Raw genomic sequence first — 21,342 nt, 5'->3', positions numbered from 1 at the left:
GGTCGCCAGGATCGTCAGAAAGACAAACGATCGGCTGGCTCATTTGTTCATGATATGTTCTAATATAAAGCTAACAGCGCCACCGGAGTCAATCGAATTGGCGCACCCGCAAATTCATGAGTGGAATCAAGAGGATTCAAGTGCCATGTACCTCATCACCCTCGATAGCGAGACTGATTTCGACGGCTGGCGCAAAGCCGCACGCGCGCTGGCATTGCATCACATCGCCCCCGCGGACGTGACGTGGGGCGTGCCAGGCCAAACCAAGGATCAGATTCCGCCCGGCCTGTCCGAGGCGCCGAGCCTTCCGCCGATCGAGATCGAAAACACCTTCAACGTGCCGGCCAATTTCATCGAGATTGCACGCGTCGCGATCCTCAATCGCGACGGCGAACGCTTTGCGCTGCTCTATCGACTGCTGTGGCGGTTGAAGGCCGATCACGACCTATTGGCAACGATGACCGATCCCGATGTGGCGCTGGCCATGGCGATGGCGAATAGCGTGCATCGCGACGTGCAGCGGATGCGCGATGTCGTCCGTTTCCGCGAAATCGGACGCGAGCAGAAGGCGCATTATGCCGCCTGGTTCGTGCCGGAGCATCACATCGTCGAATTCGCCGCATCTTTCTTCGCGCGCCGTTATGCCGACATGCCCTGGTCGATCCTCACGCCCGACATCTGCGCCCACTGGGACGGCCACGTGATCTCGTTCACGCCGGGGATCAGCCAGACGGAGATGCCTGCAGCAAACCGATTGGAGGAGACTTGGCGCCGCCACTTCCAGCCGGACCGGCCGATCGCACCGGAAGCGCCCAAACCGCGCGGGAGGAACCTCGCGGAAGCCTCGATACTTGAACCTCTGCTCGCCGATGCCGAACGCTGGACCGGCGGACGGATCACCCCGCGCCCGGAGGCACCCATGCCACGCAAACCCGCCGCCGATGATCTCGAAACGCTGCGCGAGGAAGCCGCCCACTGCCGCGCCTGCCCTCTCTACAAGGATGCAACGCAGACCGTGTTCGGCGAAGGCCCGAAGTCTGCCACCATCATGCTGGTCGGCGAACAGCCCGGCGACAAGGAAGACATCGCCGGTCATCCCTTCGTAGGCCCTGCAGGCATGATGCTCGACCGCGCGCTGGAAGAGGCCGGCGTCGACCGCAGGAAGGTCTATGTCACCAACGCCGTGAAACACTTCAAATTCGTGCCGCGCGGAAAAATCCGCCTGCACCAGAAGCCGAACACACCGGAGATCCGTGCCTGCCGGCAATGGTATGAGCGAGAACTGGCGGCCCTTCGGCCCAGCCTCGTCGTGGCGATGGGGGCGACCGCCGCGCAATGCGTGTTCGGCAAGATCACGCCGATCGGCAAGAACCGTGGCCGGCTGATCGATCTGCCCGACGGCCGCAAGGCACTGGTGACCGTGCATCCGTCCTATCTGCTGCGGCTGCCTGACCCCAAGGCAAAAGAGCTGGAATATCAGCGCTTTGTGGATGATCTGAAGATCGCAGCCGGATTCCGGGAAAAATCAGCACGGGCGGCGTGATATAACACACGCTGCGCCGCAGCAGATACCGGTGGAGAAGCACCGTCATTTCAACTGCCTGTCACATGCCGCGCGCAAAATCGGAGCACAGGGACAGGAGAGTTTTTAATGAGTGACCTTGCTTTACCCGGCTCCATCGAGCCAGCGTTGCGGAAAGGGCCAGACCTCGACCGCGGTTTTCATCCGCTGACCGGCATTATCTACATGGGGATCATCGCCGCGGCGCTACTCTTCGTCGCCTACAGCATTTGGGTCGACGTCGATGCGACCGGCACGCAGGTCAAGAGCATTGCGCCCTTCCTCATGCTGTTCGTCGCGCTGCTGATTGCGCTCGGCTTCGAGTTCGTGAACGGCTTCCATGACACTGCCAATGCGGTCGCAACCGTCATCTACACCCGCTCGCTGCCCGCCCATATCGCCGTGGTCTGGTCCGGCCTGTTCAACCTGTTCGGCGTGCTGCTGTCATCGGGCGCAGTCGCATTCGGCATCGTCTCGCTGCTGCCGGTGGAGTTGATCCTCCAGGTCGGCTCCAGCGCCGGCTTCGCCATGGTGTTTGCACTTCTGATCGCAGCGATCATCTGGAACGTCGGCACCTGGTATTTCGGCCTGCCGGCGTCGAGCTCGCATACGCTGATCGGCTCGATCATGGGCGTCGGCATCATGAATGCGGTCCTGCACGGCCGCAGCGGCACCTCGGGCGTCGACTGGACCCAGGCCACCAATATCGGCAAGGCACTGCTGCTGTCGCCGCTGTTCGGCTTCGTGCTCGCCGCCGGCCTGCTGTTCATCCTGCGCGCCGTGCTGCTGCGCGCCACGCCCGCTCTGTTCGGCGAGCCGAAGGGCGACCAGCCGCCGCCGTGGTGGATCCGCGGCATCCTGATCCTCACCTGCACGCTGGTGAGCTTCTTCCATGGCTCCAATGACGGCCAGAAGGGCATGGGCCTGATCATGCTGATCCTGATCGGCACCGTGCCGACGGCCTATGCGCTCAACCGCGCCCTGCCGGCGAGCCAGATCGAGCAGTTCGTCGCGAACTCGGAGGCCGCAAGCAAGGTGATCGAGGCCAAGGCCGCCGGTTACAACGTCATCGGCAACCCGCGTCCCGCGGTGACCAACTACGTCGCTCAACACGAGGTCAACGGCGGCACATTCCCGTCGCTCGCCGTGCTGGTGCGCGACATCGCCAAGCAGGTCACCACCTACGGCTCGCTGGCGAAGGTGCCGGCGGAAGTCGTCGGCAACACCCGCAACGACATGTACCTCGTCTCCGAAGCGATCCGCTTCCTGATGAAGGACAAGGAGGCCGAGCTCAGCGCCAACGACGTCGCCGTGCTCACCGCCTATAAGGGCTCGCTCGACAACGCCACGAAGTTCATCCCCGGTTGGGTGAAGATCGCGGTCGCCATCGCGCTTGGCCTCGGCACCATGGTCGGCTGGAAGCGCATCGTCGTCACCGTCGGCGAGAAGATCGGCAAGACGCACCTCACCTACGCGCAAGGTGCCTGCGCCGAGATCACCGCAGCCGCCACCATTGCCGCCGCCGACGTCTACGGCCTGCCGGTCTCGACCACGCATGTGCTGTCGTCAGGCATCGCCGGAACCATGGCGGCGAACGGCTCCGGTCTGCAATGGGCGACGATCCGCAACATCGCGATGGCCTGGGTGCTGACGCTGCCGGCCGCGATGATCATCTCCGGCGTGCTCTATTACGTGTTCTCGCGCGTGTTCTGAGCTCTACGCCACTCAACGACAAAGGGCCCGTGCATCGCGCGGCCCTTTTCATTTTGGCTCAGGTTTGCGTGCTTACGAAGCCGCCAGAGAGTTCTCCACCAGCTTGATCCAATAGGACGTACCGTAGACGATCGCCTCGTCGTTGAAATTATATGCGGGGTGATGCAGACCCGCGCTGTCGCCATTGCCGCAGAAGATGAAGGCGCCGGGGCGCGCTTCCAACATATAGGCAAAATCCTCGCCGCCCATAAGCGGCGGCATCTCGTGCACATTGGCATCGCCCGCGACCTGTTTGGCCACTGTCCGCGCGATCTCGGTCTGCGCGGCATGATTGTTCACCACAGGATAATTCCTCTTGTAGTGCAGATCGATTTTCGCGCCGGTGATCTGCGCCACGCCCGCCACCACCTCGCGCACGCGCTTCTCGACAAGGGCCCGCACCTCCGGCGTCAGCGTGCGAATCGTCCCCTTCAGCTCCGCGGTCTGCGGAATGACGTTGCGGGCGTTGCCGGCGTGGAATTCGCAGATCGAGATCACGGCCGAATCCAGGGGATCGATGCTACGCGCGACGATCGACTGCAGCGCCGTGATCAGCTGCGCGCCGACCAGAACGGAATCGACGCATTTGTGCGGACGCGCGGCGTGGCCGCCGACACCCTCGATTTTGATGTCGACCTCGTCGGTCGCCGCCATGATCGGCCCCTGCCGGATCGCGAACGAGCCGATCGGAATGCCGGGGCCGTTATGCATGCCGTAGACCTGGTCGATGGAAAAACGCTCCATCAGCCCGTCCTTGACCATGGCCGCGCCGCCGGCGCCACCCTCCTCGGCCGGCTGGAAAATCACGACGGCATCGCCGGCGAAATTGCGGGTCTCGGCGAGATAGCGGGCCGCCCCTAACAGCATCGCGGTGTGACCGTCATGGCCGCAGGCGTGCATCTTGCCCGGATTCTTCGAAGCGTAAGGCAGGTTGGTCTGTTCCTCGATCGGCAGCGCGTCCATGTCAGCGCGCAGGCCGATGGTCTTGATGCCCTCGCCGGCCGGCTTCTTGCCCTTGATCAGCCCGACCACGCCGGTCTGGCCCATGCCGGTCACGACCTCATCGCAACCGAACTCGCGCAGACGGTCCGCGACGAATGCTGCGGTGCGGTGAACGTCATAGAGCAGCTCCGGGTGCTGATGGATGTCCCGCCGCCAGGCCTGGATGTCAGGTTGAAGATCGGCGACACGGTTCACGATGGGCATGGAGGATCTCAAGCCTTCAGTTGGGAATACAGCATTGTCTACCATGCAAGCTGCCGTCTACCTAGTCGAGGTAGCCCTGCCTCGCCGTCATGGCTGGCCGCTGGCTTGTCTTGGCCATCCACGTCCGACTAAATAGGACGAGCGGGCGGAAGCAGAATGCCGAGACGGCTTGAGGGTGAGTTCGATTACATCGTCGTCGGGGCCGGCACGGCGGGCTGCATCGTCGCCAACCGGCTCTCGGCTGATCCGAACAACCGCGTCCTCATTCTCGAGGCCGGCGGCGACGACAACTGGATCTGGTTTCACATCCCCGTCGGTTATCTCTTTGCCATCGGCAACCCGCGCTCGGACTGGATGTTCAAGACCGAGGCCGAGCCGCGACTGAACGGCCGCGCGCTCGCTTACCCCCGCGGCAAGGTGATCGGCGGCTGCTCGGCGATCAACGCCATGATCTCGATGCGGGGACAAGCCGCCGACTACGACCATTGGCGCCAGCTCGGGCTCGCCGGCTGGGGCTATGATGATGTGCGGCCGCTGTTCAGGCGGCTGGAGGATCATTTCCTGGGCGAAAGCGAGCATCACGGCGTCGGTGGCGGCTGGCGCATCGAGGCGCCGCGGCTCTCCTGGACTATTCTTGACGCCGTGGGCGATGCCGCAGAGGAGATGGGCATCAAGCGCATCCCGGATTTCAACACCGGTGACAACGAGGGCACGAGCTATTTCCACGTCAACCAGAAGCGCGGCCGCCGCTGGTCCTCGGCGCGCGGCTTCCTCAAGCCCGCGCTGAAGCGTCCCAATCTGCGGCTCGAGAAGCACGTGCTGGTGGACCGCCTCATCATCGAGCATGGCCGCGCCGTCGGCGTGCGCTTCATCCAGAACGGCGAGACCATCGAGGCGCGCGCCAAGCGCGAGGTGATCCTCTCGGCGGGCGCGATCGGCTCGATCCAGGTCCTGCATCGCACCGGCATCGGACCTGCCGACTGGCTCACGCCGCTCGGCATCGACATCGTGATGGACCGGCCCGGCGTGGGACGCAATTTGCAGGACCATCTGCAACAACGCGCGATCTACAAGGTCGAGGGCGTACGCACACTGAACGAGACCTACTACAATCTGTTCCGCCGCGGCCTCATGGGGCTCGATTATGCCTTCCGCCGCCGAGGTCCCCTCACCATGGCGCCGTCTCAGCTTGGCATCTTCACCCGCTCCGACGCGACGCGCGCGCGCGCCAACATCCAGTTCCACGTGCAGCCGCTCTCGCTCGACAAGTTCGGCGATCCTCTGCATCGCTTCCCCGCGATCACGGTGAGCGCCTGCAATCTCCAGCCGACCTCGCGCGGCAACGTGCGCTTACGCGCCGCGACGCCGGACGAGAAGCCGATCATCGCGCCGAATTACCTCTCGACCGCCGACGACCGCCAGGTCGCCGCCGACGCCATCCGCACCACGCGCCGCCTGATGCAGCAGAAGGCGCTGGCAAAGTATCGCCCCAGCGAATACCTGCCCGGCCCCTCCGTCGGCGACGACGACGCCTCGCTCGCCAAAGCCGCCGGCGATATCGGCACCACCATCTTCCATCCCGTCGGCACGGCGAAGATGGGCGCGGCCAACGATCCGATGGCGGTCGTCGACGAGCGCCTGCGCTTCTACGGCCTCAGTGGCCTCCGCATCATCGACGCCTCGATCATGCCGACGATCACGTCGGGCAACACCAATACGCCGACCGCGATGATCGCCGAGAAAGGGGCAATGATGATTTTGGAAGATGCGAGGTAGCTTTGACGATGCTGCAGGAGTTCGGCCGCGACATCTGGATCGCAGATGGGCCCAACGTCGCGGTCGCTGGATTTCACTATCCTACCCGAATGGCTGTCATCAGGTTACCGGACGGAAGTCTGTTTGTCTGGTCGCCCACGAAAATCACCGAGGCTCTGCGAGAAGCAGTCGATACCGTCGGCGAAGTCCGCCACATCGTCGCGCCCAACTCACTTCATCACCTCTTCCTGCCTGAGTGGAAGCGGGCCTACCCGGGAGCCAAGCTCCACGCGCCTCCCGGCCTGCGCAAGAAGCGCATCGATATCAGCTTCGATGCCGACGTCGAAGATACACCGGCCCCCGATTGGGCCGAGGTGATCGACCAAGTCGCGGTGCGTGGCAACCTAATCACGACGGAAGTGGTGTTCTTTCATGCCAGCAGCAGGACGGTGCTCTTCACAGATCTCCTCCAGCAAATTCCGTCTCATCTGCTGTCGGGGTGGCGGGCAACCGTTGCGAAGCTGGATCGCATGGTTGGGCCCGAACCGTCGGTGCCGCACAAGTTCCGGATTGCGTTTGCCAACCGACGCGTGGCGCGAGAAGCTCTCACGCGCGTTCTCGCGTGGCCTGCAGAAAAGGTACTGATGGCCCACGGAACACCGGTCGAGACGGATGCATCGGCATTTCTGCGCCGCGCATTTGCGTGGCTTAGCCCTTAAGCGGCAGATCTGAGGCCGCTGGACTTGCGCCACTCCCTCACGAAATCGTCATCACTTCCCGGAATAAACCAGCCGCTCCCCCGATCACCTCCTCCGAAGCCCAATTCCGGGCGCAAGGAGAGGCGTGATGAGCGGACACGACCACGGGGACGACGGCGTCAACCGCCGCAAGGTGCTCGAATGCATGACCTGGGCCGGCACCGGGGTGCTCTGGACCATCACGGGTGGCGTGCCGCGCTCGCTCGGCATCGTCGATTCCGTGCAGGCGGCCGAAGCGCCCGGCATGACTTTCCTCCAGATCAGCGACAGCCATGTCGGCTTCGACAAGCCGGCCAATCCCAACGCGCTCGGCACGCTGGAGGAGGCGGTCAACAAGATCAACGCGATGCCGGCCAAGCCGTCCTTCATGATCCACACCGGCGACATCACCCACCTGTCGAAGGCCGCCGAGTTCGACAATGCCGAGCGCATCATCTCGCAGACCAAGCTCGACGTGCACTACGTGCCGGGCGAACATGATTTCCTCGACGAGGAGGTGAAGTTCTATCGCGACCGCTACGGCCGCGGCACCAAGGGCCAGGGCTGGTATTCGTTCGATGCCGGCGGTGTGCATTTCGTCGGCCTCGTCAACGTCGTCGATCTCAAGGCCGGTGGACTCGGCAATCTCGGCGCCGAGCAGCTCGCATGGCTGGAGGATGATCTGCGCGGCAAATCGAAATCCACCCCGGTGGTGCTGTTCGCCCACATCCCGCTCTGGACCGTCTATCCGCAATGGGGCTGGGGCACCGAGGACGGCGCGCGCGCGCTTGAATACGTCAAAGGCTTCGGCTCGGTCACCGTGCTCAACGGCCACATCCACCAGGTGATGCAGAAGGTGGAGGGCAACGTCACCTTCCACACCGCGCGCTCCACCGCCTTCCCGCAGCCCGCGCCCGGAGCTGCCCCCTCACCCGGCCCGATGAAAGTCGAGGACGCAAAGCTCCGCTCCATGCTCGGGGTCGCCAGCGTCAACTTCAAGCAAGGCAACCAGCCGCTTGCGATCATCGACACGCCGCTCCAGGGTTGAACGGAAGCTGACCATGAAGACTCTCAATCGCCGCGACTTCGGTCTCGCCGTGGCCGCGGCCGTGCTGCTGCCCATCACCACTGCCCGCGCCGACGACGTGGAGGTGCATATCGACAATTTCACCTTCCAGCCGGCCGAGCTCACAGTGAAGACCGGCACCACGATCACCTGGACCAATCGGGACGATATCCCTCACACCATCGTCTCGGCCGGCAAGTTCAGGTCGAAGACACTCGACACCGAGGACAAGTTCTCGTTCACCTTCACGGCGGCCGGCGATTACAAATATTTTTGTTCGCTGCATCCGCACATGACGGGGTTGATCAAGGTTGAGTAACGGCTCAAACCAAGGCATCACCATCCTGCCCGGCCAGTGGGTTGACGCTGGCCGGGCACGCACGTCGAAAGCCGGCACCGGCGATAAGGCAAAGCGAGCGGCGATGTCCTCCACCAGCGATGATCCCGACAAGGCGCGTCGCTTCCGTGAAGCGGCGCTGCCGCATCTGGACGACGTCTACACGCTCGCGCGCTATCTGCTGCGTGACGCCTCGGATGCGGAGGATGCCGTGCAGGAGTGCTACCTGCGCGCGCTAAAACATTTCGACAGCTATCGCGGCCCGGCGATGAAGCCGTGGCTATTCGCGATCCTGCGTAACGTCTGCAATGCCGAATATGCGCGTCGGGCGCATTCGCCCGCGGCGATCGAGGATATTCCCGAAGCGGCCGAGCAGCCGCCGATCTGGCGCGAGACCGAAGCAAATCCCGAAGCTGACATGCTGCGAACGCGCGATGCGACGGCGATCAGAAAACTCATCGAGGCTCTGGCCGAGCCATTCAGGGAGACCTTTGTGCTGCGGGAGATCAACAACCTGTCCTATCGCGAAATCGCAGACGCTGTCGGCGCGCCGATCGGCACAGTGATGTCCCGCCTTGCCCGGGCCCGCGCCATGCTGCGCGCAGCCTGGATGGCGGAAGAGGAGCAACCGAAATGACCTGCGACGAGGCAAAGCTTCTGCTTCACGCACTGATCGACGGCGAGCTCGACGCCGGTCATACCAGCGAGGTCGAGGCACACATCGCGACCTGCCCGGCTTGTGCAGCCGAGCTCGCCGCGCAGCGCGAGATGAAGCGCGTGCTCGCCGATACCGATTTGCGTTACACCGCGCCGGCAAGCTTGCGTGCCCGCATCGAGGCCTCGCTGCCGCAGCCGCGCCTGCAGAGCCGCCGCGCGGTGCTGCGCGGCTTTGCGATGGGCTCGGCGGTGTCGGCGCTCGCCGCCACCGGCCTCGTTGCCATCGTGCTGCGCCAGGACGACCAGCAGCGCATCCTGTCCGAAGTCGTCTCCGCGCATCTGCGCTCGCTTCAGGCCGGTCATCTGACCGACGTCGTCTCCACCGACCAGCACACGGTAAAACCGTGGTTCAACGGCAAGCTCGACGTCGCCCCGCCCGTGATCGACCTCACCGCGCAGGGCTTTACGCTGGTCGGCGGCCGGCTCGATTATATCGACGCCCGCGCGATCGGCGCGGTGGTCTACCGGCGCCGCCAGCACATCATCAACCTGTTCGTGTCGCAGACCGCAAGCGCCGAGCACCGCCCGCCGAAAACCCAGACCATGCAGGGCTTCAACTGCCGCCGCTGGGGCGATCGCGGCCTTAACTTCTGGGCCGTCAGCGACATCGGCGCCGACGAGCTCGCCGAATTCGTCGACAAGTTCGAGACGGCGATGAAGGCGAATGTGGAGGGGTAGCCAACCGTCCGCAATATGTCATCTTGATCTATGTATCATTTGATGATACATTCACCATGTGATTAGAAATTTCCGGGACAGGACGACCGAGGCCGTCTTCAACGGCGAGAATCCCAAGGGCTTTCCTGCCGACTTGATCAAGGTTGCGCGCCGGAAATTGCGCTATCTCCATGCCGCCGACAATCTAGGTGACTTGAGGTCGCCTCCGGGCAACCGCCTCGAGGCGCTCATGGGCGACCGTAAAGGACAACACTCCATCAGGATCAACGACCAGTTTCGAATATGCTTCATCTGGACGCTGGAAGGGTCCGCCGAGGTCGAGATTGTGGACTATCACTAGGAGAACGACGATGGCCAAGAAGCTCAAACCCCTGCATCCTGGTGAAGTGCTACGGGAGGAATTCCTCGTTCCCTTGAACATGTCCGCCGGCGCGCTTGCCAAGGCATGCGGCCTGCCTCGCACGCGAATTGAGCGCATTGCAGGCGAGCAGACAGGCGTTACCGCGGACACCGCCCTTCGGCTCGCCAAGGCGCTCGGCACCACGGCGCAGCTTTGGCTCAATCTTCAGAACGACTACGACATCCAGATCGCCAAGCGCGATCTAGGCAAGGTTCTCGATCGCATCGAGACGGTGAACAAGCCGAAGGCAGCATAACCGGTGGACGGCCGTCATCCACCGCGTCCAAGAAAATTCAGATCAAGCCTGCATGCCGCCAGCGCGATCTCATTGGGCCTGCGGCGGCTGAAAGACCGTCCAGTGGTCATCCTTGAACAAATACAAGGCTGACGACACGCGCATCTGTCCACTGCTTGAATAGAGATACGAAACACCCTTACGCAATCCATCCACCGCTTTGCTGTCGCCCACGGGTGCGAACAACAGTCCACCGCGCTTTGGGACGGCGACCAAGATGCCTTCGGGATGGTCGCGAAGAAGACCTCGCCAGAAATCCTGGTCGAGGAAATAGCTGCTGTTGAGGTCGGGAGATTTTCCACGGACCTGCATCAATCCACCGGTCCAGGGCGTTGCGACGGGATCACCATAAACCCGCTTGACGTTGCCTACCGCAAGGCGAAGCACTTGCGCTGGATTCAGGTGCAGTCGAGCGAGATCCTGTGGTGTCGCATTCAGCATGGAAATCGATCCGTCAAAGACGAACCGCAAATGCGTGTCACCCAGCAATTTGAACGCCGCCAATTCAAATTCGACCTCCTTGCCATCGGCCAGTCGGGCACGCAGTTTGCCGAACGGCTCCAACGCCTCGTCCTGCTTGTTGGCACCGGGCGTCTCCCTGATGACAACCATCAGATTATCAGCATCCTTGTTGACGGCTTGGCTTGTCTGCGCTGCGGCGCCCCTTGGCGCGAGCGATCCACCCAATAGCGCGACGGCGCACAGACAGAGATAGGCCGTCAGGGCCCGACGCTGCTTTGAACGAAGAGCCGAATGCAAGGACATGGCTATGTCACTTGATTGGAAGCCGCCTGCCTACGCCGACCTTCTCACCGCGTTGTCTACCAGCGTCTTGCCGAGCGACCAGATCGCGCCGGGGACCTTGTGGCTGCCGGCGATGACGTCGTCGAACGCCTTCTCGATCCAGTTGCAGTCTTCTTCGGTGATGGTGAGCGGCGGCAGAAGCTTGATGGTGTGGCTGCCGTGGCCGGCGACTTGGGTCAGGATCTTGTGGTCCTTGAACAGCGGCACGGTGATGAGCTGGCAGAACAGGCCCTTGTTGGCAGTCTCCAGCACGTTCCAGGAGGCGCGGAGCCGCAGCGATTTCGGCGGGCCGAACTCGACGCCGATCATCAGACCCTTGCCGCGCACTTCCTTCATCAGTTCGTAGCCGGGAACCATGCGCGTCAGCGCGAGGCGCAGCTCGGCACCGCGCTTGGCGGCAGCCTCGATCAGCTTCTCGGATTCCATCACGTCCAGCGTGGCGATGCCGGCGGCCATCGCGAGATCGTTCTTGGAGAAGGTCGAGCCGTGCACCACCGCACGATCCATCTGGTTGAAGATCTTGTCGAAGATGCTTTTCCGCGTCAGCACCGCGCCGACCGGCACGTGGCCGCCCGAGAGCGACTTCGACAGCAGCACCATGTCGGGCTCGACGTTCCAGTGTTCCACCGCAAGGAAGCGGCCGGTGCGGCCCATGCCGGTCTGGATCTCATCGGCGATGAACAGCGTGCCGTATTTCTTGCAGAGCGCAGCCGCGCCCGGCAGGAACTCGTCGGTGGGCATGTTGACGCCCTTGCCCTGGATCGGCTCGACGATGAAGCCTGCGACCTCGCGCGAGGACAGTGCCTTTTCCAACGCAGCGAGATCGTTGAACGGAACCGAAGTGCAGCCGGGCAGGAGCGGCTCGAAGCCGCTGCGGAAATTCGAGTCCCCCGTCAGCGACAGCGCGCCGTAGGTCAGGCCGTGATAGGCGTGAGCGCAATAGACGATGCCCGGGCGCCCCGTGGCACCACGCGCGAACTTGATCGCGGCTTCGACACTCTCCGCGCCCGAATTGGCAAAGAACGCCTTGTCGAGATAGGGCACGTATTTGAGCAGCCGCTCGGCGAGCACGCCGGCGAGCGTCGAGACGTCGAACTGAACGAGATTGGGCAGATCGGCATCGAGCACGCTCTTCAGCGCCTCGCGCATCACCGGATGGTTGCGGCCGATCGCGAACACACCAAAGCCGGACAGCAGGTCGAGATAGCGCGCGCCATCGCGGTCGTAGAGGTACTGTCCCTGCCCCTTCTGAAAGCCGACATCGTAACCGATGGTCTTGAGCACCCGAACGAACTGCTCGTTCAGGTGACGCGTATGCAGGGAGCTGCGTTGCGCCTCGCGGTCAGCAAAGAGCTGAGCCATGTTTGGATTTGGAGTGTGCATCCGCTACATACTTCGGTTGATGGCTGTGTCGTCAACAGAAAACGGTCGTTGCGGCCTTTTGCCCTTTTTCGGACCATCTTCGCAAGCACAGCTTTAGGTCATGTTGCACTGCCAAGGAACTTTCATGCGTTTGGCCCTTTACTCCGGAATAATACTGGCTTGCGGTTACACCTGCCTGACGCCGGCGCTCGCCGCCGATCCCACCGGCGATTGGCGGGTCGCCGACGGCGTCGCCAACATCCGCGTGGCGCAATGCAATGGCAGCATGTGGGGCGCGGTGTCCTGGGAAAAGACCCCCGGCGGCCGCGACGAGAACAACCCGGATGTCTCGAAAAAGAACAGGCCGACCCTGGGCATGGCGATTCTGATCGACATGAAGAAGAAGGCCGGTGCCGACCAGTGGGAGGGCCAAGTCTACAACGCCAAGGACGGCCAGCTTTACGCGTCGACCATCACACCCGCTGGAACGGACCAGCTCGAGATCAAGGGCTGCGTGCTCGGCTTTCTCTGCGGCGGCGAGACCTGGACCCGAGTCGGACCGCCGATTCCGTCGAGCCCCGCCAACAGCATGGCCAAGGGCTCACCGAAGACCACCGGCGCGGCGCCCAAGACGGCCGCGACCGCAGCGCCCGCCGCTCCAAAGAGCGCCGCCGCGAGCGCAAAACCCGCCCAGAAGGGTGCCGCCGATCCCGTCGGCGACATCTGCCTACTCCCTGAGATTGCGGGGTTTGCCCATTAGGGCCGGCTGAAACAGCAGCACGGCGGCGAGCGTGGTCACCAGCGACAGCGCGAGCAGCTTGCCCATGCTGGACGTGCCGGGATGGCTCGACAGCCACAGGCTGCCGAACGCGGTGGCCGTCGTCAGCGCGCTGAAAAAGATCGCCCGCGTCAGGCTGGTCTGCAGCAGATTTGTCCTGCCGGAGCGCCAGGCCACGACATAGTAGATCTTGAAGGCGACGCCGACGCCGAGCAGCAACGGGAAGGCGACGATATTGGCGAAGTTGAGCGGCAACCCAATCAACACGCAGATCTCGAGCGTCACTGCGCCCGCAACCAGGAGCGGCACCAAGGTCATCAGCACATCGGTGAATCGCCGCAACGTGACCCACAACAGCAGGCTGATGACGACCAGCGCATAGATGCCGGCCATGATGAAGGCGCGCACGACGGTATCGCCCGATTTCAGGATCGAGACCGGACCGCCGATCGCGGCCGGCTCGGCCGCGAGCACGGCCGCGGCGAACTTGCGCAAGGTGTCGTTGTCGTTGGGATCGCCGCGCGGCAGCGCCTCGACGCGGATCACGCCGTCCTTGCTCTTCCAGGCATTGACCAGATCAGGCGGCAGCGACTTCAGCGTGACCGGCTCGGCCTGCATCGCGTTCCTGAGCTGATCGAACACGATCTTCATCGGCGTGATGAAGACCTCCTGCGCCTTGTTGCGGGTCGCCTCGTCCGCGTTGGCGAGCTTCTCGAGCCCATCCGCAAGCCGCCGCGAGGCGGTAGCGCCGGGTCCCTTGTCGTTGCCTGCAGTCCTGCGCAAGGCCTCGACCGAGGATTTCAGCGCGTCGACGTTTTCCTGGTCGGAAGGCGCAGCGTCGACCTGGTCCGGGTTGAGCGCGGGGTTGATCACCTTGGCACCCTGCGCAATCAGCTTCAGCTTCGGTGCCTGATCCGATGGCACGAAGCTGTCGAGGGACATCACCCGCAGCACCTCCGGCAGCTTCTCGAGCCTCGCCTCGATCTGCCTCGCCTGCTCTTCCGAATTGGTCAGCACGTTGATGGCGTTGGCGCCGGTGTTCGGATCCTTGCGCAGGTCAAGGAAGGTCGCGATCGACTCCGCCCTGGGGTTGCGCAGGTTCATCGGGTTGAAGTCGAACTTCATGTAGTAGAGCAGCGGCAGGCCGCCGACGGCGAGCAGCAGCGTGCCGCCCACGATCACCACGCGGTGCTTCTCCAGGAAGTGATCGAGCGGCGCCAGGAAGGCGTAGCCGACCGGCTCCTTCTCGCCGGGCGGGTTGAGCAGCTTCAAGAGCGCAGGCAGCACGGTGATCGAGGAGAGGAATGCCACCAGCATGCCGACGCCGGCGATCTGCCCGAGCTCGGAGATGCCCTTGTAGTCGGTCGGCATGAAGCAGAGGAAGCCCGCTGCCGTCGCCATCGCGGCCAGCGACAGCGGGATCGCCGAGCGCTTGGCGCCCAGCACAAGCGCAGACGTGAGATCATTGACCTTGTAGCGCTCCGAGCGATAACGGACGCTGTACTGAATGCCGAAATCGACGCCGAGACCGACGAACAGCACGGCGAAGGCGATCGACAGCAGGTTGAGCGAGCCGACCATCATCAGGCCCGCGGCCGTCGTGATCGCAAGCCCGACGAACAGGTTGACGAACACGGCGAAGATGATCTTCGCCGAATGCAGCGCGAGCCACAGGATCAGCAACACCACCAGGACGGTGCCGATGCCGTTGACGACGGCGCCTTCCTGCACCGTGGCATATTCCTCGTTTGCGATCGGGACCGGACCTGTCAGGCGCACCCGCGCCTGGTATTTGGTCGGGAAATCCAGATCGGCCGCGGCCTTGCGGATCGCATCCGTTGCGCCCTTGCCAGGCTCGAGCGCGTTGTAGTCGAGGACCGGCTTGAACTCGATGAAGGCGCGCTTGTCCGAGTCGGAAAGCGGCTTGTCGCTGACGAGCTCGCGCCAGGAGAAAATCGCGTTGCCCTTGCCCAGGACAGTCTCGACCGTCTGCGCGATCAGGTTGAAGGGACGTTCGGTATTGTCGAGCTTCACCTGGCCCCGCTTGACGCCGGCAAGCCCGGTCTCCAGCGCGCCGGTGAGACCGCGGATCGAGGGATCGCCGGCCATGATCTCGATCAGGGGCGCCGCGGATTCGAACTGCCCGGTGATCTTGCCGACCTCTTCGGTCGGCAGGAACAGCAGCCCGTTCTTCTCGAAGAATTCGCCGGTGCCGAGCTGCTGCATCGACACGAAATTGGTCCTGTCGTCCCTCAGCTTGGCGTAGAGCGAGTCGGCCGCAGCCGTCGTCATCTCGGGCGTTGCCGCCTCGACGACGGCCAGAATGGTCGCGTCACGGTCGAAGGCACGGTCGAAGGCCTGGTCGCGTTGCCGCCAGTCGAGATTTTGCGCGATCAGCGAGTTGATATCGGTGTTGATGGCGAAATGGCGCGCCGCGTAGTAGCCCGCGCCGACCGCCAGCAGGAGCCCGGCGACGACGACGAGGGTGGCAAATCGGGTGCAGGCTCGGACGATCGCAACGACTATACTTTGCAGCACATCTTCTCTTTCTGGCTTTAAAACAGCTTGCCGGAAACGCCCGCTGTTTATCGGAGTTCCCCCGCGAAACCTATCGCTGTTTTGGGCGGTTTGACCCGTCGGGAGGTTCGAGGAATTGACGGAAGTCAATGGTCGCGCGGGCGGTATAGACGGCCAGTTGAGGCGGTAAAGTGACGAAGGGGTGAGACCGTTGCCTTAACCTTGCAGCATCATAATACCGTTAATGGAACTGAGCACGCGATCCACCTTTCCTCGCGCCCGTTTTTTTGACACAAGGCCTATGTGCCTCCATGCGCTTGGGGCCAAACGGACGGGTGGGCTGCTACCGCTGATGCGGAACCAATGGTGCGGATATTGCACTATTGGCATGTATCGGGGGCCGCCGGGGACAACTGAACGGATTTGGTGCAACTTGCGTAATGGGCGTCCTATGGAAGTTTATCTAGCGCAGCCGCGCGGCTTTTGTGCCGGCGTGGTGCGTGCCATCGAGATCGTGGAGCGGGCGCTCGAGAAGTACGGCCCGCCCGTCTATGTGCGCCACGAGATCGTGCACAACAAATACGTCGTCGAGAGCTTGAAGAAGAAGGGCGCAATCTTCGTCGAGGAGCTGTCCGAGGTTCCGGCGAAATCGATGACCGTTTTCAGCGCCCATGGCGTGGCCCGCAGCGTCGAGGAAGAGGCTGCCGCGCGCGACCTTCCTGTGCTGAATGCGACCTGTCCCTTGGTCACGAAAGTTCACAACCAGGGGAAGCGCTACATCTCCAAGGGCCGTACCCTGATACTGATCGGCCATGCCGGCCATCCCGAGGTCGAGGGAACCATGGGTCAGGTTCCAGGCCCCGTTTTGCTGGTCCAGAGCGTCGAGGAGGTTAAGGCCCTGACCCTGCCGGCGGATCGGCCGGTGGCCTACATCACCCAGACCACGCTCTCGGTGGACGACACCAGGGACATTATCGCGGCCCTCCAGGCCCGTTTTACAGATATTCAAGGCCCCGACATCCGGGATATCTGCTATGCGACACAGAACCGCCAATCTGCGGTAAGGGACTTGAGTAAGCTGGTCGACGTGATCTTGGTGGTGGGCGCTGCCAACAGTTCCAACTCGAACCGGCTCCGCGAAATCGGCACTGAGGCCGGCGTGGCGAGTTATCTGGTCGCCGATGGCAGCGTGCTAAATCCGGAATGGTTGAAAGACGCCAAGACCGTCGGCATCACAGCCGGCGCCTCGGCACCTGAGGTTCTCGTGGATGACGTGATCGAAGCCCTGCGACGGATCGGACCGGTCTCGGTCTCGGTGCTCCCGGGTCGCGAGGAAAACATCGAATTCCGGCTTCCGGCGGAACTCGCCGCAAGCTGACCTACCTGAATTCCAAGCCCAGAAAGAAACGTGTGATGGCAATACCCTTCTTCAAGGAAATGCGTATCGGCGGCTATTTGCTCAAGCAGAAACTGCTTGGCCGCAAACGCTATCCGCTCGTGCTGATGCTGGAGCCGCTGTTCCGCTGCAACCTCGCCTGCGTCGGTTGCGGCAAGATCGACTACCCGGACGCGATCCTCAACCGCCGCATGACGGCGCAGGAGTGTTGGGACGCCGCCGACGAGTGCGGCGCGCCGATGGTGGCGATTCCCGGCGGCGAGCCGCTCATCCACAAGGAGATCGGCGAGATCGTGCGCGGCCTCGTGGCGCGCAAGAAATTCGTCTCGCTCTGCACCAACGCGCTTCTGCTCGAGAAGAAGCTCGACCTGTTCGAGCCCTCCCCGTACCTGTTCTTCTCGGTGCATCTGGACGGCTTGAAGGATCACCACGACAAGGCAGTGTCGCAGAAGGGCGTGTTCGACCGCGCCGTGTCCGCGATCAAGGCGGCGAAGGCGCGCGGCTTCACGGTCAACGTCAATGCCACCATCTTCGATGGCCATCCGGCGGAAGAGATCGCAAAGTTCCTGGACTTCACCACCGAGCTCGGCGTCGGTGTTTCGATGTCGCCGGGCTACGCCTATGAGCGTGCGCCGGACCAGGAGCACTTCCTCAATCGCACCAAGACCAAGAAGTTGTTCCGCGACGTCTTCGCGATGGGCAAGGGCAAGAAGTGGAACTTCATGCATTCTGGCCTGTTCCTGGACTTCCTCGCCGGCAACCAGGAATACGAGTGCACGCCTTGGGGCATGCCCGCGCGCAACATCTTCGGCTGGCAGAAGCCCTGCTATCTGCTCGGCGAAGGCTATGCCAAGACCTTCAAGGAGCTGATGGAGACCACCGATTGGGAAACCTACGGCACCGGCAAGTATGAGAAGTGCGCCGACTGTATGGCGCATTGCGGCTACGAGCCGACGGCGGCCACCGCTGCGCTGACGAACCCGATCAAGGCGGCCTGGGTCGCGATGCGCGGCGTCAAGACCTCGGGTCCGATGGCGCCGGAGATCGACCTCTCCAAGCAGCGCCCGGCGCAGTACATCTTCTCGGAGCAGGTCCAGAAGAAGCTTTCCGAGATCCGCCGCGACGAGGCGCTCGCTGCCGAGCAGAAGGCCTCGACCGCGGCGTAAGCGGCGGAACATCGATGATAGCAAAAGGCCCGATCGCGTTTCGATCGGGCCTTTTTGTATGTCTCGCTTATCCGGTTCGAAACCCCTCAAATCGTCTCGGGAACAGGCCCGTCGCTGCCGATCAGGAAGTCGCGGCTGACGCGCAAGGAGCGCAGTGCGCGGTTGAAGTCGATGCCGGTGGAGACCAGCGCGCGCAGCGTCCCTGGATTGCGCACGACGCCGCGCAAGATCGTCGCCACGTCGATCTGGCCATTCGGCTTGATCGCCTCGCGCGCCAGCGCCGGCAAGGCGCGGTGGGCGGGGTCGCTGATGACCCGGAGCGCGGCGAACGGCAGGTCTGCCTCGGCGGCGTAGGCAGCCGCGATATGGCTCTCCATGTCGACGGCGGCTGCGCCTGTTTCGGAATGGAGCGCCGCCTTGCACGACCGGCCGGTGACCACCTGTTCGGCACCGGCGAGACTGCCACGCACGACGCGGCGGCGTCCGGAGGTCAGCCTGTCAATGAGGTCGTCGCTGAGCGACAGGCCGGCGGCCCAGCGGGCGTCGCCCGCGAGCACCTCGGTCGCGACCACGACGTCGCCCGACCGGAGCGTGGGATCGAGCCCGCCTGCCACACCGAAGGAGATCACGCCCCGGATGCTCTCGGGATCCACCACCGTCAGAAGCGCCCGCAGCTGCGTCGGGCTGCTGGAAGAGCAAATAACGGCCATCCCGGGCCCTGCCGCGATGCGGGCCTCCTGAACCAGACCGGTCACAATTAGTATCGGCCGCAGGTCTATTGCATTACCCGCGGAGCCCCCGTCCCCCGTCCCCAAAGTCACATTCCGACCCCTACCACCCTGCTGTTGGTGTTCCGCAAGTTCCGATACCGCGCCAGCGCCCACAGCGGGAAGAACTTCGAGTAACCATGATACCGTAGATAGAATACGCGGGGGAAGCCTGTCGCCGTGTAGCGCTGCTCGTCCCACAGCCCTTTTTGGTTCTGTGTTGCAATCAGGTACTCCACCCCGCGGGCGACGGCCGGATGATCGACCTCACCGGCCGCCATAAGGGCAAGCAAGGCCCATGCCGTTTGCGAGGCGGTCGAGGGCGCCGCCTCCCAACCCTTGTAGTCGAGCCGGTAGCTGACGGCGTCCTCGCCCCAGCCGCCGTCCTTGTTCTGGATCGAGACCAGCCAGTCGGCCGCCTTGCGAATCATCGGGTCGGCGTGACCGAGGCCGGCCGCATTCAGCGCACACAGCACCGACCAGGTTCCGTAGATGAAATTCATGCCCCAGCGGCCATACCAGGAGCCCTCCGGGTGCTGGGTCCGCCGGAGATAGGCGACGCCATCGGCCAGGTGCTTGCTGGTCTTCTCGGTCTCGCCCAGCTGGGCCAGCATCGAGATGCAGCGCGCGGTGACGTCCTCGGTCGGCGGATCGAGCAGCGCGCCATGGTCGGAGAACGGTATGTTGTTCAAATAATATTCGAGGTTGTTCACGTCGAAGGCAGCCCAGCCGCCGTCGTCGCTCTGCATGCCCTCGATCCATTCCCGGCCACGATCGATCGCGGCGTCGTAGCCGGCCGTGCCGTGCTCGCGCCGCATGCGGTCCATCGACATCACCACGACGGCGGTGTCGTCGAGATCGGGATAGTGGGCGTTGTTGTACTGGAAGGCCCAGCCGCCGGGGCGCGTCTCGGGCCGCTTCACCGCCCAGTCGCCCTTCACCTCCAGCTCCTGCTTCGGAATCAGCCAGTCGAGGCCCTGCTTCGCAGCCGGTACGGCTTGCGTGCCGCCAGCCTCGAGCAGCGCATGGGCCGTCAGCGTCGTGTCCCAGATCGGCGAGACGCAGGGCTGGCAATAGGCTTCGTCGTCCCTGATCACGAGCAGCTTGTCGATGCCCCGGCGCGTGGTCGCGCGGGGCGGATAGCTCTCGTCCTTGCCGAGCGCGTCGTACATCATGACGATGTTGGCCATCGGCGGATAGATCGCGCCCATGCCGTCCTCGCCGTTCAGCCGTTCCTCCGTGAAGGCGAGCGCAGCGTCGATCGCGCGCTTGCGCAAGCTCTTGGGAAACAGCGGCTCGATGACACGCAAGATGGCATCGAGCGAGCGGAACAGCACGAACCAGGCCATGCTCTGGTGCGGCGCCTTGGCGGTCATGCCGATCGACCGCGGATCCTGGAGGAATAGCTCGTCGATGCCGACGGCCTTTGGATTGCGCGCGCGCGGCTTGAGCGCCGCGAGCACCATCAGCGGCACCATGGTGGTGCGCGCCCAATAGGAGATCTTGTTGAGATGGAACGGCGACCAGAACGGCAACAGCACGATCTCGACCGGCAGCACCGGCACCGCGCGCCACGTCACGACGCCGAACATCGCAAGCGTGAAGCGGGTGAAGACGTTGCTATGAATCGCGCCGCCGCGCGAACGGATCGCCTCGCGCGCCCGCACCATGTGCGGCGCATCGATGGAATCGCCGATCATCTTGAGCGCGAAGTAAGCCTTCACGCTCGCGCTCATGTCGAACTCGCCGTCATGCACCAGGGGCCAGCCACCATGGGCGCCCTGCACACGGCGCAGATAGTTGCCGATCTTGGCCTCGAGCCCGGCGTCGACCGGCTCGGCGAGATGGTGCCGCAGCAGGATGTACTCCGCCGGAATCGTGCAGTCGGCCTCGAGCTCGAACACCCAATGGCCGTCGGATTGCTGGAAGCCGAGCAATCCTTGCGTGGCCGACGCAATGCTCGTTTCCAAGACTTCGCGGTCGGTCGCGCTCTTGTTCACGGAATGCATCTCGCTCGATATCTCCGATAGTTGCTGGGATAATTGACC

19 protein-coding genes are annotated in these 21,342 nt (G+C 63.5%); 13 read left to right on the top strand and 6 right to left on the bottom strand.

The features are described from left to right. The first annotated feature begins 145 nt into the window (after positions 1-145). Both SO140_RS21970 and SO140_RS21965 read left to right on the top strand, forming a co-directional pair. Positions 146-1,543: a UdgX family uracil-DNA binding protein gene (locus SO140_RS21970; RefSeq protein WP_449379559.1), complete on the top strand. Its 1,398-nt coding sequence runs from the start codon at positions 146-148 to the stop codon at positions 1,541-1,543. A 108-nt stretch (positions 1,544-1,651) separates the two neighbouring features. Beyond that, complete coding sequence (locus SO140_RS21965; protein ID WP_449379560.1) at positions 1,652-3,274, top strand: inorganic phosphate transporter; 1,623 nt, start codon at positions 1,652-1,654, stop codon at positions 3,272-3,274. A 72-nt stretch (positions 3,275-3,346) separates the two neighbouring features. On the opposite strand, the gene SO140_RS21960 is transcribed toward SO140_RS21965, so the two are convergent. Continuing rightward, on the bottom strand, positions 3,347-4,519 hold the full coding sequence (locus tag SO140_RS21960; protein ID WP_449379561.1) for a M20 aminoacylase family protein: 1,173 nt from the start codon (positions 4,517-4,519) through the stop codon (positions 3,347-3,349). Positions 4,520-4,675: 156 nt separating this feature from the next. Here SO140_RS21960 and SO140_RS21955 point away from each other — a divergent pair, with 156 nt between their 5' ends. The 8 genes from SO140_RS21955 (at position 4,676) to SO140_RS21920 (ending at position 10,465) form a co-directional block, all read left to right on the top strand. Further along, positions 4,676-6,295, top strand: coding sequence for a GMC family oxidoreductase (locus tag SO140_RS21955; RefSeq protein ID WP_449379562.1), 1,620 nt, complete (start codon positions 4,676-4,678; stop codon positions 6,293-6,295). A gap of 8 nt (positions 6,296-6,303) precedes the next feature. Further along, the gene (locus SO140_RS21950; RefSeq protein WP_449379629.1) at positions 6,304-6,993 is read left to right on the top strand and encodes a DUF4336 domain-containing protein; all 690 of its coding nucleotides are present in this window, start codon (positions 6,304-6,306) and stop codon (positions 6,991-6,993) included. A 127-nt stretch (positions 6,994-7,120) separates the two neighbouring features. Further along, on the top strand, positions 7,121-8,059 hold the full coding sequence (locus SO140_RS21945) for a metallophosphoesterase family protein (protein ID WP_449379563.1): 939 nt from the start codon (positions 7,121-7,123) through the stop codon (positions 8,057-8,059). Between the two features lie 13 nt (positions 8,060-8,072). Beyond that, the gene (locus SO140_RS21940; RefSeq protein ID WP_449379564.1) at positions 8,073-8,396 is read left to right on the top strand and encodes a cupredoxin domain-containing protein; all 324 of its coding nucleotides are present in this window, start codon (positions 8,073-8,075) and stop codon (positions 8,394-8,396) included. Positions 8,397-8,499: 103 nt separating this feature from the next. Further along, complete coding sequence (locus SO140_RS21935; RefSeq protein ID WP_449379630.1) at positions 8,500-9,051, top strand: sigma-70 family RNA polymerase sigma factor; 552 nt, start codon at positions 8,500-8,502, stop codon at positions 9,049-9,051. After that, positions 9,048-9,809, top strand: coding sequence for an anti-sigma factor family protein (locus SO140_RS21930; RefSeq protein ID WP_449379565.1), 762 nt, complete (start codon positions 9,048-9,050; stop codon positions 9,807-9,809). Before SO140_RS21935 ends, SO140_RS21930 begins: the two co-directional genes overlap by 4 nt. Positions 9,810-9,867: 58 nt before the next feature. Then, entirely contained in the window at positions 9,868-10,149 is a 282-nt protein-coding gene (locus tag SO140_RS21925; RefSeq protein WP_449379566.1) for a type II toxin-antitoxin system RelE/ParE family toxin, read from the top strand. Between the two features lie 10 nt (positions 10,150-10,159). Next, positions 10,160-10,465 (top strand): HigA family addiction module antitoxin, encoded by a 306-nt coding sequence (locus tag SO140_RS21920; RefSeq protein ID WP_449379567.1) that lies wholly within the window; start codon positions 10,160-10,162, stop codon positions 10,463-10,465. 69 nt (positions 10,466-10,534) lie between these two features. Here the strand turns inward: SO140_RS21920 and SO140_RS21915 are convergent, their stop codons facing one another. Next, positions 10,535-11,269 (bottom strand): DUF1444 domain-containing protein, encoded by a 735-nt coding sequence (locus SO140_RS21915; RefSeq protein WP_449379568.1) that lies wholly within the window; start codon positions 11,267-11,269, stop codon positions 10,535-10,537. Between the two features lie 30 nt (positions 11,270-11,299). Beyond that, the gene (gene hpnO / locus SO140_RS21910; RefSeq protein WP_449379569.1) at positions 11,300-12,691 is read right to left on the bottom strand and encodes an aminobacteriohopanetriol synthase HpnO; all 1,392 of its coding nucleotides are present in this window, start codon (positions 12,689-12,691) and stop codon (positions 11,300-11,302) included. Between the two features lie 124 nt (positions 12,692-12,815). Between hpnO and SO140_RS21905 the strand changes: the two genes are divergently transcribed. Further along, positions 12,816-13,430, top strand: coding sequence for a DUF2147 domain-containing protein (locus SO140_RS21905; protein ID WP_449379570.1), 615 nt, complete (start codon positions 12,816-12,818; stop codon positions 13,428-13,430). Here SO140_RS21905 and hpnN read toward each other — a convergent pair. Then, positions 13,398-15,986 (bottom strand): hopanoid transporter HpnN, encoded by a 2,589-nt coding sequence (hpnN, locus tag SO140_RS21900; protein ID WP_449379571.1) that lies wholly within the window; start codon positions 15,984-15,986, stop codon positions 13,398-13,400. The two genes, SO140_RS21905 and hpnN, sit on opposite strands and share 33 nt — an antisense overlap. Positions 15,987-16,416: 430 nt before the next feature. Here hpnN and ispH point away from each other — a divergent pair, with 430 nt between their 5' ends. Then, positions 16,417-17,343: a 4-hydroxy-3-methylbut-2-enyl diphosphate reductase gene (ispH, locus tag SO140_RS21895; RefSeq protein ID WP_449379631.1), complete on the top strand. Its 927-nt coding sequence runs from the start codon at positions 16,417-16,419 to the stop codon at positions 17,341-17,343. 35 nt (positions 17,344-17,378) lie between these two features. Next, entirely contained in the window at positions 17,379-18,527 is a 1,149-nt protein-coding gene (gene hpnH / locus SO140_RS21890; RefSeq protein WP_449379572.1) for an adenosyl-hopene transferase HpnH, read from the top strand. Positions 18,528-18,613: 86 nt separating this feature from the next. On the opposite strand, the gene SO140_RS21885 is transcribed toward hpnH, so the two are convergent. Both SO140_RS21885 and shc read right to left on the bottom strand, forming a co-directional pair. Further along, positions 18,614-19,348: a phosphorylase gene (locus SO140_RS21885; protein WP_449379573.1), complete on the bottom strand. Its 735-nt coding sequence runs from the start codon at positions 19,346-19,348 to the stop codon at positions 18,614-18,616. Then, positions 19,345-21,303: a squalene--hopene cyclase gene (gene shc, locus SO140_RS21880; RefSeq protein ID WP_449379574.1), complete on the bottom strand. Its 1,959-nt coding sequence runs from the start codon at positions 21,301-21,303 to the stop codon at positions 19,345-19,347. Before shc ends, SO140_RS21885 begins: the two co-directional genes overlap by 4 nt. Positions 21,304-21,342: the final 39 nt, after the last annotated feature.

Source organism: Bradyrhizobium sp. UFLA05-108 (assembly GCF_059803455.1).
Note: the sequence above shows the minus strand (reverse complement) of the source record. Positions and strands in the feature narration are given on the sequence as shown.